The 15,110-nt window shown below is 69.4% G+C and carries 15 protein-coding genes and 1 tRNA gene; 10 read left to right on the top strand and 6 right to left on the bottom strand.

Annotated elements, in window-relative coordinates; translation table 11 throughout:
• Nucleotides 1-73: 73 nt before the first annotated feature.
• Together RIN43_RS11200 and RIN43_RS11205 are read left to right on the top strand one after the other, a co-directional pair.
• Entirely contained in the window at nucleotides 74-1,120 is a 1,047-nt protein-coding gene (locus RIN43_RS11200) for a methionine ABC transporter ATP-binding protein (protein WP_309129005.1), read from the top strand.
• Entirely contained in the window at nucleotides 1,120-1,779 is a 660-nt protein-coding gene (locus RIN43_RS11205; RefSeq protein WP_309129006.1) for a methionine ABC transporter permease, read from the top strand. Before RIN43_RS11200 ends, RIN43_RS11205 begins: the two co-directional genes overlap by 1 nt.
• 2 nt (nucleotides 1,780-1,781) lie before the next feature.
• Here the strand turns inward: RIN43_RS11205 and RIN43_RS11210 are convergent, their stop codons facing one another.
• Both RIN43_RS11210 and RIN43_RS11215 read right to left on the bottom strand, forming a co-directional pair.
• Complete coding sequence (locus RIN43_RS11210; RefSeq protein WP_309129130.1) at nucleotides 1,782-2,720, bottom strand: pseudouridine synthase; 939 nt, start codon at nucleotides 2,718-2,720, stop codon at nucleotides 1,782-1,784.
• A gap of 34 nt (nucleotides 2,721-2,754) precedes the next feature.
• The gene (locus RIN43_RS11215) at nucleotides 2,755-3,249 is read right to left on the bottom strand and encodes a MarR family transcriptional regulator (protein WP_309129007.1); all 495 of its coding nucleotides are present in this window, start codon (nucleotides 3,247-3,249) and stop codon (nucleotides 2,755-2,757) included.
• Nucleotides 3,250-3,354: 105 nt separating this feature from the next.
• On the opposite strand from RIN43_RS11215, the gene RIN43_RS11220 reads away from it, so the two are divergent.
• From RIN43_RS11220 to RIN43_RS11245, 6 genes are all read left to right on the top strand, one after another.
• Nucleotides 3,355-3,426: transfer RNA gene (locus RIN43_RS11220), tRNA-Gln, on the top strand.
• Between the two features lies 1 nt (nucleotide 3,427).
• On the top strand, nucleotides 3,428-4,876 hold the full coding sequence (gene glmU, locus RIN43_RS11225) for a bifunctional UDP-N-acetylglucosamine diphosphorylase/glucosamine-1-phosphate N-acetyltransferase GlmU (protein ID WP_309129008.1): 1,449 nt from the start codon (nucleotides 3,428-3,430) through the stop codon (nucleotides 4,874-4,876).
• Between the two features lie 8 nt (nucleotides 4,877-4,884).
• Nucleotides 4,885-5,919, top strand: coding sequence for a ribose-phosphate diphosphokinase (locus RIN43_RS11230; protein WP_309129009.1), 1,035 nt, complete (start codon nucleotides 4,885-4,887; stop codon nucleotides 5,917-5,919).
• A gap of 43 nt (nucleotides 5,920-5,962) precedes the next feature.
• A complete protein-coding gene (locus tag RIN43_RS11235; protein WP_309129010.1) occupies nucleotides 5,963-6,415 on the top strand; it encodes an FMN-binding protein in 453 nt (150 codons plus the stop codon).
• Nucleotides 6,412-7,305, top strand: a complete 894-nt coding sequence (locus RIN43_RS11240) for an FAD:protein FMN transferase (protein ID WP_309129011.1) — start codon at nucleotides 6,412-6,414, stop codon at nucleotides 7,303-7,305. Before RIN43_RS11235 ends, RIN43_RS11240 begins: the two co-directional genes overlap by 4 nt.
• Before the next feature lie 25 nt (nucleotides 7,306-7,330).
• On the top strand, nucleotides 7,331-8,881 hold the full coding sequence (locus RIN43_RS11245) for a flavodoxin reductase (protein WP_309129012.1): 1,551 nt from the start codon (nucleotides 7,331-7,333) through the stop codon (nucleotides 8,879-8,881).
• Here RIN43_RS11245 and RIN43_RS11250 read toward each other — a convergent pair.
• Together RIN43_RS11250 and RIN43_RS11255 are read right to left on the bottom strand one after the other, a co-directional pair.
• Nucleotides 8,875-10,383, bottom strand: a complete 1,509-nt coding sequence (locus tag RIN43_RS11250; RefSeq protein WP_309129013.1) for an ATP-binding protein — start codon at nucleotides 10,381-10,383, stop codon at nucleotides 8,875-8,877. The two genes, RIN43_RS11245 and RIN43_RS11250, sit on opposite strands and share 7 nt — an antisense overlap.
• Before the next feature lie 9 nt (nucleotides 10,384-10,392).
• Nucleotides 10,393-11,121 carry a response regulator transcription factor gene (locus tag RIN43_RS11255; RefSeq protein ID WP_309129014.1) on the bottom strand — a complete coding sequence of 243 codons (729 nt, stop codon included), beginning with the start codon at nucleotides 11,119-11,121 and terminating at the stop codon, nucleotides 10,393-10,395.
• 142 nt (nucleotides 11,122-11,263) lie between these two features.
• Between RIN43_RS11255 and RIN43_RS11260 the strand changes: the two genes are divergently transcribed.
• The gene (locus tag RIN43_RS11260; RefSeq protein WP_309129015.1) at nucleotides 11,264-12,496 is read left to right on the top strand and encodes an FAD-binding protein; all 1,233 of its coding nucleotides are present in this window, start codon (nucleotides 11,264-11,266) and stop codon (nucleotides 12,494-12,496) included.
• Nucleotides 12,497-12,556: 60 nt separating this feature from the next.
• Here the strand turns inward: RIN43_RS11260 and gndA are convergent, their stop codons facing one another.
• Together gndA and RIN43_RS11270 are read right to left on the bottom strand one after the other, a co-directional pair.
• The gene (gene gndA / locus RIN43_RS11265; protein ID WP_309129016.1) at nucleotides 12,557-14,011 is read right to left on the bottom strand and encodes an NADP-dependent phosphogluconate dehydrogenase; all 1,455 of its coding nucleotides are present in this window, start codon (nucleotides 14,009-14,011) and stop codon (nucleotides 12,557-12,559) included.
• A gap of 80 nt (nucleotides 14,012-14,091) precedes the next feature.
• A complete protein-coding gene (locus tag RIN43_RS11270) occupies nucleotides 14,092-14,217 on the bottom strand; it encodes a hypothetical protein (protein ID WP_309129017.1) in 126 nt (41 codons plus the stop codon).
• A 206-nt stretch (nucleotides 14,218-14,423) separates the two neighbouring features.
• Between RIN43_RS11270 and RIN43_RS11275 the strand changes: the two genes are divergently transcribed.
• Nucleotides 14,424-15,044 (top strand): 50S ribosomal protein L25/general stress protein Ctc, encoded by a 621-nt coding sequence (locus RIN43_RS11275; RefSeq protein ID WP_309129018.1) that lies wholly within the window; start codon nucleotides 14,424-14,426, stop codon nucleotides 15,042-15,044.
• Nucleotides 15,045-15,110: the final 66 nt, after the last annotated feature.

The raw sequence follows: 15,110 nt of genomic DNA on the forward strand, positions 1-15,110 counted from the left end.
TCAGACGAGTGCGAGAGAATCGGGCGGTGCGCTTTCGCGCCGCCCGATTCCCGCGTTCACAGGGAGAGAAGACATGACAGCGATCGTGACCCTCACCGATGTCACGAAGACGTACCCTCCGGCAGCGAAGGGCGACGACGTCGTCACCGCGGTCGACGGCGTCGACCTCGAGATCGAGCGTGGTGACGTGTTCGGCATCATCGGGTACTCCGGCGCGGGAAAGTCCACCCTCGTCCGGCTGATCAACGCGCTCGAGCCTGCCACAAGCGGATCGATCCATGTCGACGGCGTCGACATCACCGCGCTGCGGGAGCGCGAACTGCGCAGGGTGCGCGGCGGCATCGGCATGATCTTCCAGCAGTTCAACCTCTTCTCAGCGAAGACCGTGAAGGCCAACATCGCCTACCCCCTCAAGCTCGCCGGGTGGTCGAAGGCCGACATCGACGAGCGGGTCGCAGAACTGCTGCGCTTCGTCGGGCTGAGCGACAAGGCGAAGGCGTACCCCGAGCAGCTGTCCGGCGGGCAGAAGCAGCGCGTGGGCATCGCCAGGGCGCTCGCCACGCGCCCGGCCATCCTGCTGGCCGACGAGGCCACCAGCGCGCTCGACCCGCAGACCACGCACGAGGTGCTGGCATTGCTCAAGCGCGTGAACGAGGAGCAGGGCGTCACGATCGTGGTGATCACCCACGAGATGGATGTCATCCAGACGATCGCCACGAAGGTCGCCGTCATGGAGCAGGGGCGCGTCATCGAGCAGGGTGACGTCTTCCAGGTGTTCTCCGACCCGCAGAATCCCGCATCGCAGCGGTTCGTCGGTACCGTCATCAAGGGCATTCCGTCCCCGGCCGAGGCGGCCGCACTGCGCGCCAGGCACGAGGGCAGGCTGGTGACCTTCTCGTTCCGGGACGGCGATTCGTCCCAGGCGCAGGTGTTCCTCGATCTGGCCGAGGCGGGTATCGGATTCGAACTGGTCTACGGCGGAATCAACGACATCCGGGGCCGAGCCTTCGGCCACCTCACACTCGCGCTGCGCGGATCGGATGCGGCCGTCAACAGCGCCCTGGACAGGATCCGCGTGCATGCCACGGTCACCGAGATCGAGCGGGAAGGGGCGCTCTGATGGATCGGCTCAACGAACTGTGGCCCGAGTTCTGGGATGCCGCGATCGAGACGCTCTACATGACCAGCTTCGCGCTGGTGCTCGCCGGCGTGCTCGGCACGGTCATCGGCGTCGGCCTGTACGTCACCCGGCCCAGCGGGCTGATGCAGAACCGGGTGGTCAATGCGATCCTCGAACTGCTGGTCAACTTCTTCCGGCCCATCCCGTTCGTGATCTTCATCGCCGTGCTGCAGCCGGTGACACGCGCTGTGGTCGGCATCGGCATCGGCACCACCGCAGGCGCCTTCGCGATCGGAATCGCGGCCGCGTTCGCGATCGGGCGCATCGTCGAACAGCACCTCGTCTCGGTCTCACCCGGTGTCATCGAGGCTGCGCGTTCGATGGGTGCCGGTCCGTGGCGCATCCTCTTCACGGTGGCGATCCCCGAGTCTCTCGGGCCGCTCATCCTCGGCTACACCTTCATCGTCGTCGCGCTGATCGACATGACGGCCATGGCCGGGATGGTCGGCGGCGGCGGGCTGGGCGCGTTCGCGCAGATCTACGGCTTCCGCCGCTTCGAGCCCATCGTGATGTGGGCCGCGATCATCCTCATCGTCGTGTTCGTGCACCTCGTGCAGTCGCTGGGCACCCGCCTCGCCCGGGTCATCATGCGACGCTGACCTCAGCGGGCCGGCGCCTCCTGCAGTATGCGCCTGGTGCGGAACTCCCGCTGCTCGCCGGTGAGCGGATCGGTGAAGCGCAGCTCGCGCGCCAGCAGCTGCAGGGGCTTGCCGAAGTCGTCGGGCGCCTCCGGCAGAAGCTCCGGGTAGAACCCGTCGTTTAGGATGCCGGCGCCCAACGCCGCCAGGTGCACCCGCAGCTGGTGCATGCGCCCGGAGTGCGGGCGCAGCAGCGTGTGCAGCACCCGGTCATCGTGACCGATCAGCTCGATCAGCGTCTCGGAGTTCGGTTCGCGATCGGCATCCGCCCGCACGCACACGTGCGCGCGGAGCTTCTCGATGTGGTTGCGGTACACGATCGGGAACGGCCGGCCGTCGAGGGCAGGGGATGCCGCATCCCAGCCCGCAGGCAACGCCGAGACGGCCTCGTACACCTTCTCGACCCGGCGGTTCTCGAACAGCAGCTGATAGGCGCCTCGGGTGGCGGGACGCACCGAGAACATCAGCAGGCCGGCGGTCGCGCGGTCCAGCCGATGGATCGGCGTGAGCTCGGGGATGCCGAGCAGATTGCGCAGCCGCACGAGCGCGGAGTTCTGCAGATACTTGCCGCCCGGCGTGGTCGGCAGGAAGTGGGGTTTGTCGGCGACGACCAGGTCGCGGTCCTGGTGCAGCACCTCGATCTCGAACGGGATGGCTGTCTCGACGGGCGGCTCACGGTAGTACCAGACGAACTCATGGTCGCCCAGAGGCGTCTCCCTCGTGAGCGCCGTGCCGTCGAGCGCCACGATCTCGCCGCGGTCGAAGCGGCGCATCAGACGCTCCGGGTCGAGATGGAAGAAGCGCTCGGCCATGTACGCGCCGACCGTCGGCCACGGGCCGGTCATCGGCAGGTGCAGGCGCGTCGCGCCGACGCCGTCGCGCACCGGCAGCGGAGAGCGCATCGCCATCAGGTCCGCCCGCCGGTCAGCCGGGGCCTCATGAGTCGAAGCTCAGGCTGAGTTTGCGCAGCAGGCCGGCAAGGCGGTCGCGATCGCCGCGGGGGAGGGCGCGGAGCAGTTCCGCCTCGGCGTCGACCAGTCGCGTGATCGCGGCGTCGACGCGCACCCTGCCGTCGTCGGTCAGCGTCACCAGCACGCTGCGCCCGTCGCCGGGGTCGGCTTCGCGGCGCACGAAGCGCCGGCCGACGAGGCGATCGATGCGGTTGGTCATGGTGCCGCTGGACACGAGCGTCTGCTGCAGCAGCTGCTTGGGGCTCAGCTGGAAGGGGTCGCCGGCGCGGCGCAGCGCCGAGAGCACGTCCCACTCCCACGGTTCGATGTCGCTGCGTCGGAACACCTCGCGACGCGCGCGGTCGAGGTGACGCGAGAGCCGGTCCATGCGCGAGAGCACCTCGAGGGGCGAGAAGTCCAGGTCGGGGCGCTGGGTGTTCCAGGCGCCGACGATCCGATCGACCTCATCCGCCTGGCTCATGCCCCCATTATCCCGCTTCAGCGTGCCGCCGCTCGGCGGGTTCACGGCCTCGCGCGTGGCAGACTTGTCAGGCGGCCGACGCTCGACAACGAGCAGGGGTCGCGGTCCGCCGTGGTGTAATGGCAGCACGACAGCCTTTGGAGCTGTTAGGTCCAGGTTCGAGTCCTGGCGGCGGAGCATGACGGAGAACACCGCGTCCACCCCCGGCAAGCTCGCCATCATCGTCCTCGCCGCCGGCCAGGGAACCCGTATGAAATCGCGGCGGCCGAAGGTGCTGCACGAGATCGGCGGCCGAAGCCTCGTCGGGCACGTGCTCACCACCGCCCATGCCCTCGGCGCCGATCACATCGAGGTCGTCGTGCGGCACGAGCGCGACCAGGTCGTCGCCGCCCTCGCGGAGCAGCACCCCGACGCGGTGATCGTCGACCAGGACGAGATCCCCGGCACCGGCCGCGCCGTGCAGGTCGCCCTCGACCGGCTGCCCGATGATTTCGACGGCGATGTGCTCGTGCTCTCCGGTGACGTGCCGCTGCTGCAGGCCGACACGCTGCGGACGCTGCTCGAAGGTCACCGTGCCGCATCCGCCGCGGCGACGGTGCTGAGCGCGTATCTCGACGATCCGACCGGTTACGGCCGCGTGATCCGCGGGGCCGACGGCGTCGTCGAACGCATCGTGGAGCAGAAGGACGCCACCGACGACGAGCGTGCGGTCACCGAGATCAACGCCGGCGTCTACGTCTTCCGCGCCACCGCCCTTCGCACCTTCATCACTCGCATCGGACAGGACAACGCCCAGGGCGAGATGTACCTGACCGATGTGATCGGTCTGCTCAGGGCGGCATCCGAGCCGGTCGCAGCGGAGCCGGCATCCGATGTGGCCTCCACGTTCGGCGTGAACGACCGCGCCCAGCTCGCGGAGGCAGGGCGGGTGCTCAATCAACGCATCGTGCGCAACTGGCAGCGCGAGGGCGTCACCATCGTCGATCCCGCCACGACGTGGATCGACGACGACGCCAAGCTCGCGGCCGACGTCACGATCCTGCCGAACACGCAGATCCTGCGCGCCACGGTGATCGGACCCGGGGCCACGATCGGCCCCGACACCACCCTCGTCGACTGCGAGGTGGGTGAGGACGCCGTGGTGCGCCGCTCCGACGCGACTCTCGCCGTGATCGGCGCGAACGCGACCGTCGGCCCCTTCTCGTTCCTGCGCCCTGGCACGGTGCTGGGCGAGGGGGGCAAGATCGGCGCCTACGTCGAGACGAAGAACGCTCAGATCGGCGAGGGAAGCAAGGTGCCGCACCTGTCGTACGTGGGGGACGCGACCATCGGCCGCGGCGTGAACCTGGGCGCGAGCACCATCACCGCGAACTACGACGACGTGAACAAGCACCGCACCGAGATCGGCGACGAGGTGCACACCGGCTCGCACACGGTGCTCGTCGCGCCCGTTAGGCTGGGTGCTGGTGCGAAGACCGGTGCAGGCGCCGTCGTCCGCAAGGACGTCCCCGCTGGTGCCCTGGCCATGAGCGTCGCCCCCCAGCGCAACATCGAGGGGTGGGTCGAGAAGAACAGAGCAGGTACTGGTGCGGCGGATGCTGCCGCCCGGGAACGATCGGCGGAATAGGCGGACCGATGGGGCGCAAGAAGAAGACCGTGGAACTGGATCGGGACAACGGCGTCGCCCCCGGCCTGATCGCGAAGACCAAGAAGCGGCTCGTCGTCGCCGGCGGGCGCTCCCACCCGCAGCTCACCGCCGAAGTCGCCAAGGCGCTCGGCACCGAGATCGCCCCCGTCGAGCACCGAACGTTCGCCTCGGGTGAGATCTACGCCCGCTTCGAGGTGTCGATCCGCGGCTGCGACCTGTTCATCGTGCAGTCCTTCGGTGAGCCGGTGAACGAGTGGCTCATGGAGACGCTGATCATGCTGGATGCCGCCAAGCGCGCGTCGGCCAAGCGCATCACCGTCGTCGCCCCGTACTACCCGTACTCGCGTCAGGACAAGAAGGGCCGCGGTCGCGAGCCGATCAGCGCCCGCCTGGTCGCCGACATGCTGAAGACCGCCGGCGCCGATCGCGTCATGAGCGTCGACCTGCACGCCGCACAGATCCAGGGCTTCTTCGACGGTCCGGTCGACCACCTGTTCGCCAAGCCGGTGCTGCTCGAGCACTTCCGCAGCTCGCTCACGGCGGAGGACCGCGAAACCCTCACGATCGTCTCGCCCGACATGGGCCGGGTGCGCGTCGCCGACACCTGGTCCGACAGCCTCGGCGCACCGCTCGCCATCATCCACAAGCGCCGCGACCCGAAGGTCGCCAACCAGGTATCCGTGCATGAAATCGTGGGCGCCGTCGAGGGACGCACCTGCCTGCTCGTCGATGACATGATCGACACCGGCGGCACGATCGTGAAGGCCGCTCAGGCGCTCAAGGCGAACGGCGCACGTCGTGTGATCGTCGCGGCGACGCATGCGATCTTCAGCGATCCGGCATCCGAGCGCCTGCAGGATCCGTCGATCGACGAGGTGGTCATCACCGACACCATCCCGCTGACCGAGTCGCGCCGCTGGGAGACGCTGACCATCCTGCCCATCGCGCCGCTGCTGGCCACAGCCATCCGACAGGTGTTCGAGGACGGCTCGGTCACGAGCATGTTCGGCGGCGACGCCTGAGCATTCGCGGGTTCCTCATAGGACGATGACGAATGCTGGGGACATGACCGCGCATCCCGCCATCCGCACCGCACACGCCCTGCGCACGGGAACGGCCCTCGCCGGCCTGGCCGGTGCGCTCGTGCTGACAGCCTGCTCCGGTGCCGCCGACGCCGAGGATCGCCCGCAGCAGGACGGTACGGCCTCCGACGCAGCGGCGCCCTACAAGGACGGCGAGTACACCGCCGAAGGCTCGTACCAGACGCCCGAGACCGTCGAGACGATCTCGGTGACCCTCACGCTGAACGACGACGTCGTCACCGAAGTGGCGGTCACCGGCGAGCCGCAGGCGCCCGAGACCGAGCGCCTCCAGGGCCAATTCATCGACGGTGTCGCCGACGTCGTCGTCGGCAAGAAGCTCGACGAGCTGCAGGTCGACAGAGTGGCCGGATCGTCGCTGACCAGCGGCGGGTTCAATCAGGCCGTCGAGGCCATCAAGACCCTCGCGGCGGAGTGAGTCCCGTCCACGGGGCAGCGGATGCGGTGAGCGTATGGCGCTTCGACGCGATCGGCACACCGTGGGAGATCGAGTCCGAAGCCCCCTTGCCTGCGGCGGCACGATGCGCTGTCGAGGCGGTGATCGAGCGGTTCGACGCGGACTGGTCGCGTTTCAGGGCCGACTCGCTGGTCTCCGCACTGCGTTTGGGCGGCAGCGCCCCGGCCCCACCGGACACCCGGGCGATGCTCGACGCCTACCGCGAGCTGGCGGCTGCGACCCACGGTGCCGTCAACCCGCTGGTCGGTGCGGGACTGGAGGCACTCGGCTACGACGCCGCCATCTCGCAGCGTCCCGCTGAGCCGCGTCCCGCGCCGGCGGAGTGGACCACGACGCTGCGCTGGACGGCATCCGAGTTGACCCTCGACGCTCCTGCGGTGATCGACGTCGGGGCGCTGGGGAAGGGCCGTCTTGTCGACCTCGTGCTCGCCGCGCTCTCGGACGTGCCGGGAAGGGTGGTCATCGACGCGAGCGGCGACCTGCGGGTCCGCGGCGGCGCGATCCGCGTCGGGCTGGAGCATCCGTACGACGCGTCGCGGGCGATCGGGGTCGTCGAGGTCGGTGACGGCGCCCTCTGCGCCTCGGCTGTCAACCGCCGCGCCTGGGGCGACGGACTGCACCACGTGCTCGACGCTCGCACCGGGGTGCCGGTGCGCCGCTGGGCGGCGACGTGGGCGGTCGCCGGCGAGGCCATGCGTGCGGATGCCGTCGCCACGGCATTGTTCTTCGAAGGAGGAGAGCGCCTCGCCGCGCACTGGGGCGTGCAGTGGGTGCGGATGACCACCGACGGGCGGGTGCAGCGATCGCCGGAGTTCGGCGGCGAGGTTTTCACCGGTGATCGAGCCCGCTGATCTCCGCGTGCGGAAGAGTAGAGGTGTGACAAGCTTCCTCACGGCGCCGCGGCAGCGAGTGCTCGCCGTCCTCGGCGCGATATCGATGTACCGACTCGTCCTGTTCGCCTTGCTGACTTTGGCGGTGATCTCCCTCGCGCTGTCGACCGCCGGTCTGATCGGGCCGGCGCCGCTGGAGATCCTGGCCTCCTTCGCGGTGCTCGCGGTGGTCATCTCGGTCGTGGACGCCATGGCTCAGCGCATACTCCGGCTGCCGTGGCGGGTGGAGTCCTCGCTCGTGACATCGCTCATCCTGCTGTTCGTGCTGCAGCCCTCGCTCACCGCAGCGGGGCTGTCGGGCACCGCACTCGCCGGTGCGCTGGCGAGCCTTTCGAAGTACCTGATCGCCTGGCGCGGGCGACACATCCTCAACCCTGCCGCCTTCGGCGCCGCTGTGGTGACGATTCTCGGGCTCGGGTCGTTCTCATCGTGGTGGGTGGGGACGCCGGCGCTCGCCGTACCGGTGGCGGTGCTCGGACTCGCGGTGCTGTGGCGCACCGAGAAGGTGCGCATCGTGCTGGTCTTCCTGATCGCGGCGATCGGCGTCTCGCTGGTGCGCCAGGCAGCGCAGGCGCAGCTTGCGGGCCTCGAGTTCGCCGTGCCGGACGCCCTGCTGTTCGCCGTGGCGCAGTCGCCCTTCCTGTTCCTCGGTGCGTTCATGCTGTCCGAGCCGCTCACCCTTCCACCGCGCCGCTGGCAGCAGTTCAGCGTCGCCGCGCTGGTCGGAGTGCTCGCCGGCTGGCCGATCTCGGTCGCCGGGCTGTTCACGCTGGGGCAGGAGCGGGCGCTGCTGATCGGCAACCTCCTCGCCTTCGCCTTCGCCGTGCGCGGCTCGGTACGCCTCGTGCTCGAGAAGCGGCAGTTCGTCACACCCACCGCCCAGGAGCTCACCTTCCGGGTGAAGAGCCGGCTGAGCTTCATCGCCGGGCAGTACCTCGAACTCGACGTGCCGCATCGCCGGCCCGATGCGCGTGGCACCCGTCGTGAGTTCAGCATCCTGTCGGCCCCCGCCGACCTGCCCACACTGCGGATCGCCTACAAGGACGGCGACCAGAAGCATCCCTCCAGCTACAAGCGCGCACTGGCCGCCGCCGAGCCGGGCGCCGTGCTGGCCGTGACCGGAACCTGGGGCGATTTCGTGCTGCCCCGCGGCGGAACACCCGTGCTCATGGTGGCCGCGGGCATCGGCGTGACGCCGTTCGTGTCGCAGCTGCGTCAGCTGCGCGCCACCGGCGCGGACCGCGACGTCGTGCTGGTCTACGTGGCGTCCGAGGCAGCAGAGCTCGCGTTCCGCGACGAGCTCGCCGCGACGGGAGTGCGGGTGGCCGTCTTCACGCGCGACGAGCCCGCCGACCTGCCGGCGCACTGGACGTGGGGTGGAGGCGCCCGTCTGGATGCCGCCGGCCTAGAGAGCGCGGTGCCCGATCTCGGAGCGCGGCACGCATTCATCTCCGGTCCGCCCCGGCTGATCGCCGATCTCGCCCCCGCCCTGCAGAGGGCGAGGTCGCTCACCACTGACGCGTTCGCCGGTTACTGATCCCTGCCCCCGTCCTCGCCACGGCTCTGGGGGGCGGCGGAGTCGCCCGGCAACCGCACCGTGAAGGTGGTGTTCCCGGGTTCGCTGGCGACGGAGATCGTGCCGCCGTGCCCCTCGACGATCGCCTTCGCGATCGCCAGGCCGAGGCCCGTGCCTCCAGTCTGCCTCGCCCGGGAGACGTCGCCCCTGGCGAAGCGCGCGAACAGCTCCTCGCGCACCTTCGGGTCGATGCCAGGACCGTCGTCGTGCACGCGCAGCTCGGCGCCGTCCCCCACAGCCGCGACCGCGAGGGTGATCGAGGTGCCCGGCGGGGTGTGCGTGCGGGCGTTCGCGAGCAGGTTGGTCACCACCTGGTGCAGACGCCCCGCGTCGCCCGTGACGCGCACCGGATGCTCCGGCACGTCGATCTGCCAGGAATGATCGAGCGCGGTGGGCTGTGCGTCGGCGATCGCCTCGACGGCGAGCTGGGTGAGATCGACGGGGCCGCGCACGAGCTCGCGCCCCTCGTCGAGCCTGGCCAGCAGCAGCAGGTCCTCGACGAGACGGGTCATGCGCACCGACTGAGCCTGGATGCGCTCCAGCGCCGATGTCGTGTTCTGCAGGGTCTCGGCACTCTGGCCCTGTCCGAGAGCCTTGAGCGACAGTTCGGAGTACCCGCGGATCGAGGCCAGAGGTGTGCGCAGCTCGTGACTGGCGTCGGCGACGAAGCGCCGCATCCGCTCCTCGTTGCGCTGACGCGCGGCGAGCGAGGTGTCGACGTGGTCGAGGAGCGTGTTCAGTGCGGCTCCGACGAGTCCCGTCTCGGTGCGCGGATCCGCCTCGGTCTCCGGCACGCGCTCTGTGATAGAGACCTCTCCACGATCCAGCGGCTGGTTGGCCACTCTCGTGGCGGTGGCGGCGACCGCGCGCAGCGGGCGCAGGCCGACGCTGATCGTGACGGCGGTGGTGAGGGCGAGCAGCACGAGCCCGCCGAGGGTCGCCAGGGCGATGACGGTGAACAGCGATCCCAGAGTCCGCTGCACCTCTGCCCGCGACATGCCCGTGACGACGATCGTGCCGTTCTCTGTCTGCGCGATGTTCACGCGGAACGACCCGTGGTCGGAGAGTGACACCGTCGCGTCCCTGGCGTCCCTGAGCGCCTCGGTGAGTTCGAACAGCTCGCCGTTGTCGAGCGTCCGGCCCCGGGTGGTGGTGACGATGATGCCGGTGGCCGACCTGTCAGGCGGCTGGATCGCGAGCAGCAGACCCGGCGGAACCCTCTCGCCGATGAGTACGCTCTCCGCGGTGAGGTCGGCACCCGTGCGAAGAGAGACGTCCTCCGCCTCCGCCACCAGGCGCCTCGTCGCCGCCGAATAGGAGTTCAGCTGCTCCTGGACCCGCTCCTCGAGGGCGGCGCCGAGGGTCGCGCTGGTGATGATCGCGACGATCACCAGGATGAGCGAGACGAACCCGATCACCGCGGCCATGAGCCTGGCCTGCAGGCTCAGGGGTCGGGGGAGCATCACGACGCCCTACTGCGGGGACTTGATCATGTAGCCCACACCACGCACCGTGTGCAGCAGGGGCGTGCGGCCGGCATCGATCTTCTTGCGCAAGTACGAGATGTACAGCTCAACGACGGAGGACTTGCCTCCGAAGTCGTAGCTCCACACGCGGTCGAGGATCTGCGCCTTCGACAGCACGCGCCGCTCGTTGCGCATCAGGAAGCGCAGCAGCTCGAACTCCGTCGCGGTCAGCTCGATCTCGTCGTCCCCGCGCATGACCTCGTGGCTGTCCTCGTTGAGCGACAGGTCGGCCACCCGCAGGATGGCCTGTTCGTCGTCGGCGCGCACCTGCCCGGCGCGGCGGATCACCGCACGCAGCCGTGCGATGACCTCCTCGAGGCTGAACGGCTTGGTGACGTAGTCGTCTCCGCCGGCGGTGAGTCCGGCGATGCGGTCGGCGACGGCGTCCTTCGCGGTGAGGAACACGACGGGCACGAGGTTGCCCGATTCGCGCAGCCGGCGAAGCACGCTCATACCGTCGAGGTCTGGCATCATCACATCGAGCACCAGCGCATCGGGCTCGAAGTCGCGTGCCACCTGCAGCGCCTCCAGGCCCGATGCCGCGGTGCGTACCTCCCAGCCCTCCATGCGCAGTGCCATGGCGAGCAGGTCGGTCAGCATGGGCTCATCGTCGACGGCGAGGATGCGCAGGGGCGAACCGTCCGGGCGGCGCAGATCGGGATGCTCGGTGCTCATGCGTCCATTGTGCGCGTCCAGGCGCCGGAGAACCTAGGGGAACCCTATGAGCAGTCTGTGAGGTTGGCGTTCGTCTCGGTCCGGACGCCGATCACATGGCCGACCTGTCGCAACGTCGGTCCTCGGCGCTACCGTGTGCGTCATGGAATCAGATCAGACACTGCGGCCCCGGACCGCAGAAGACGTCGCCGCCCTCGTGCGGCGCGCGCAGGCGGGCGCTCAGCCCGTCACCGTGATCGCGGGCGGTCACGGCCCCTGGTCGCACGCCGCAGCGGACGGCGTGCGCATCGATCTCTCCGCCCTCACCGAGATCCGCGTGACCGGCTCCCGGGTGAGCATCGGCGGCGGTGCCACGTGGGGTGCGGTGGCGGACGCACTCGCCGAGCACGCGCTCGCCATCAGCTCCGGTGATACCCGCAGCGTCGGCGTCGGCGGGCTCACACTCGGCGGGGGAATCGGATTGATGGTGCGCGCCTGGGGACTCGCCGCCGACCAGCTCGTCGGCGCCCAGGTCGTCACGGCGGACGGGGCCATCGTCGAGACCTCCGAGACGGCGAATCTTGAGCTGTTCTGGGCGATGCGCGGCGGCGGGGGCAATTTCGGCGTGGTCACCCGCTTCGACTTCGAGGCGCATGCGCTGACGCGCGTCGCGCTGGGGGAGTTCCTCGTCGGCGACGGTGCCGACCGTAGCGCGGTGCTGCGAGCGATGCGCGACATCCTGAGCGACGCACCGCAGGAGCTGACCGTGACCTACATGGACGTACCGGCGATGGATCCCAGTGCACCGGCAGGGGCCCGTCTCGTCGCGGTCTGGGCCGATGACGACCCGGACGCGCTCAGCCGCGTGCTGGCTCCCGTCGCCGACCTGGAGGGCGTCGTGGGCGACGTGTCCTCGACCGCGTACCCGGACATCCTGATGGAGCTGCCGCAACCTGCCGATCCGGACGCGGCACCCCCGCGTCTGCTCGGGGGCAACGGCCTGTTCCGCGAGCTCGACGATGCCCTCATCGACAGGCTCGTGGCGTTCCGGTCGGCGTACCCCGCTTCGGTCGTGTTCCTGCGTTCGCTCGGTGGGGCCTTCGGCGACGTCCCGCAGGACGCGTCGCCGTTCCCCGCCCGTGATGCGACCTGGTTCGTGATGGCTGGGGGATTCGATGTGCCGGGGATGCTCGACGACGATGCGCGTGCGGCGATACTCAGCGACAGCGGAGCGATCACCGCGGGGAGGCTCGCTGAGTACGGCAACTTCGCCGATTCGGAGCGCCCCGACGCGGTGGCGGGCATGTTCACGGAGGCGGCGTACCGGCGGCTGCGTGAGCTGAAGACGCGGTGGGATCCGCAGAACACCTTCCGGCGCAATCACAACATCGTCTGACCGTGGATATGGCGAAGGGCCCGGTCTCCCGGGCCCTTCGTCATGAGAACGGTGCGGAACTCAGTGGGTGTCTTCGGCTTCGATCTCGGAGCGGTCGCCTGACCACAGCGTGTGGAAGGTGCCCTCCTTGTCGACGCGCCGGTAGGTGTGTGCGCCGAAGAAGTCGCGCTGTCCCTGGATGAGCGCGGCGGGCAGGCGGTCGGCACGGATGCCGTCGTAGTACGACAGCGATGACGAGAACGCCGGGGCAGGGATGCCGGCCTGCGCGGCAGCAACGACGACGCGCCGCCACGAGACCTGTGCGCGCGTGAGCGCCTCGGCGAAGTACGGCGCCGCCATGAGCACGGGCAGGTCGGGGGTCTCGTCGTACGCGTCGGCGATGCGGTTGAGGAACTGTGCACGGATGATGCAGCCGCCGCGCCAGATCTTCGAGATGGCGCCGAGATCGATGTTCCAGTCGTACTCGGCCGCGCCAGCGCGGATCTCGTCGAAGCCCTGGGAGTACGCGACGATCTTCGAGGCGTACAGCGCCAGGCGCACGTCTTCGATGAACGCATCCACCTCGTCCGCTGGCACGGCGAAGACATCGTCCGGGCCGGGGAGGTCGGCGGCCACGACACGCTGCTCGGGGTGCGAGGACAGCGAGCGGGCGAAGGTCGCCTCGGCGATGCCAGAGACCGGCACCCCCAGCCCCAGCGCGGTCTGCACGGTCCAGGCGCCGGTGCCCTTGGCGCCGGCCTGGTCGAGGATGACGTCGACCAGCGGCTTGCCGGTCTCGGCATCCACCTGGCGCAGCACCTCGGCGGTGATCTCGATCAGGTACGACTCGAGCTCGCCGCGGTTCCACTCGGCGAAGATCTCGGCGATCTCAGCGGGCGACTTGCCGGTGCCGCGGCGGATGAGGTCGTACGCCTCGGCGATGAGCTGCATGTCGGCGTACTCGATGCCGTTGTGCACCATCTTCACGAAGTGGCCGGCACCGTCGTGACCGACGTGCGTCACGCAGGGCTCGCCCTCGGCGACGGCCGCGATCGACTTGAGAATCGGCCCGAGCGTGACCCACGACTCGTCCGATCCGCCGGGCATGATCGACGGGCCGGTGAGCGCGCCCTCCTCGCCGCCCGAGATTCCGGCACCGACGAAGTTGATTCCCGTTTCGCGCACCTGCTTCTCGCGCCGGATGGTGTCGGGGAAGTATGCGTTGCCGCCGTCGACGATGATGTCGCCTGGTTCGAACACGCGCGCCAGCTGGTCGATCACGGCATCCGTGCCCACCCCGGCCTTGACCATGATGATCGCCGTGCGCGGCTTCTGCAGGCTGGCGGCGAACTCCTCGTATGAGAACGCGGGAACGAAACCCGCCTCGGGGTGCGCGGCGATCAGCTCATCCGTCTTCGCGCGGCTCCGGTTGAACACCGCGACGGTGTTCCCCTCGCGGCTGGCGAGATTGCGGGCCAGGTTCGAACCCATGACGGCGAGTCCGACGACTCCGATGTTGGCTGATGCTTCGGGCACTGAGAGCTCCTCGATGGCAGCGGGTGGGACGGCTTTCAGCGTACCGTCGCCCGTTCAGCCGGAGCGCATCTGTGTCGGCGTCAGTCCTTGCGATAGCCCGAGCGGCCCATCGCGAACATCGCGGCGAATGACGAGACGACGCCGCAGACGGCGATCGCGCCGATGACCCAGAGGACGACGTGGGAGAGGAATGCACCATCGAGCATGGCAACAGCCTACCGGCGATTCGGGTACCATGGAGGAGTTCCTCGGCGAGGGGTGGCGCGCGTGCGCGTTCATCCGTTATCGACGCGGCGATGTGAGCCCAGTGGTCAGTTGAGCATCATGGCTTCGCCTCCTCGTGTCCGCTCCGAGGCGCCGAGACCCCACGACCACCGCGCGGCCCATCCCGCGCGTCCTTAAGGAGAACCACATGTCCGACGACAACAAGGTCAGCGCCGAGCTGCGCACCGAGTTCGGCAAGGGCTTCGCCCGCCGCCTTCGCGCGGCAGGCAAGATCCCCGCCGTCATCTACGGCCACGGCACCGAGCCCGTGCACGTCGCGCTGCCCGGACACCAGACCGCGCTGATCATCCGCCGCGCCAACGCGCTGCTCGACCTCGACATCGAGGGCCGCAGCGAGCTCGCCCTGGTCAAGGACGTGCAGAAGGACCCGGTGCACCAGATCATCGAGCACATCGACCTGCTGGTCGTGAAGAAGGGCGAGAAGGTTTCGATCGACCTCCCCGTCGTGCTCGTCGGTGAGTCGTTCGCCGGCACCATCGCCAACCTCGACGCCACCACCCTCGCGGTGGAGGCCGAGGCCACGCACATCCCCGAGCACGTCGAGGTCTCGGTCGAGGGCCTCGAGGAGGGCGCTCACATCACCGCCGCCGACGTGAAGCTTCCCAAGGGCGTCACCCTGGTCGCCGACCCGGAGACGCTGATCGTCGCCATCTCGGTGCCGGCCGTCGCCGCCGAGCCCGAGTCCGAAGAGGGCGCCGCCGATGAGGCTGCTGCCGAGTCTTCGGCCGAGGAGGCCGCCGCGGAGTGATCCGCAGCAAGCGGATGGAGGGGGCGCGAGCTGATCGCGCCCCCTTCTTCGTACTCGCACGAGAGG

The sequence above is a fragment of the Microbacterium sp. genome (assembly GCF_031178445.1).
Classification (GTDB): domain Bacteria; phylum Actinomycetota; class Actinomycetes; order Actinomycetales; family Microbacteriaceae; genus Microbacterium.

Bases quoted from the DNA above. Each gene is read 5' to 3' on its own strand.
- RIN43_RS11205 (WP_309129006.1), top strand. From the start codon at position 1,120: ATGGATCGGCTCAACGAACTGTGGCCCGAGTTCTGGGATGCCGCGATC.
- RIN43_RS11210 (WP_309129130.1), bottom strand. From the start codon at position 2,720: ATGCGCTCTCCGCTGCCGGTGCGCGACGGCGTCGGCGCGACGCGCCTG.
- RIN43_RS11250 (WP_309129013.1), bottom strand. From the start codon at position 10,383: ATGCTCCCCCGACCCCTGAGCCTGCAGGCCAGGCTCATGGCCGCGGTG.
- RIN43_RS11200 (WP_309129005.1), top strand. From the start codon at position 74: ATGACAGCGATCGTGACCCTCACCGATGTCACGAAGACGTACCCTCCG.
- RIN43_RS11230 (WP_309129009.1), top strand. From the start codon at position 4,885: ATGGGGCGCAAGAAGAAGACCGTGGAACTGGATCGGGACAACGGCGTC.
- RIN43_RS11235 (WP_309129010.1), top strand. From the start codon at position 5,963: ATGACCGCGCATCCCGCCATCCGCACCGCACACGCCCTGCGCACGGGA.
- RIN43_RS11270 (WP_309129017.1), bottom strand. From the start codon at position 14,217: ATGCTCGATGGTGCATTCCTCTCCCACGTCGTCCTCTGGGTCATCGGC.
- RIN43_RS11255 (WP_309129014.1), bottom strand. From the start codon at position 11,121: ATGAGCACCGAGCATCCCGATCTGCGCCGCCCGGACGGTTCGCCCCTG.
- glmU (WP_309129008.1), top strand. From the start codon at position 3,428: ATGACGGAGAACACCGCGTCCACCCCCGGCAAGCTCGCCATCATCGTC.
- RIN43_RS11215 (WP_309129007.1), bottom strand. From the start codon at position 3,249: ATGAGCCAGGCGGATGAGGTCGATCGGATCGTCGGCGCCTGGAACACC.
- RIN43_RS11275 (WP_309129018.1), top strand. From the start codon at position 14,424: ATGTCCGACGACAACAAGGTCAGCGCCGAGCTGCGCACCGAGTTCGGC.
- RIN43_RS11260 (WP_309129015.1), top strand. From the start codon at position 11,264: ATGGAATCAGATCAGACACTGCGGCCCCGGACCGCAGAAGACGTCGCC.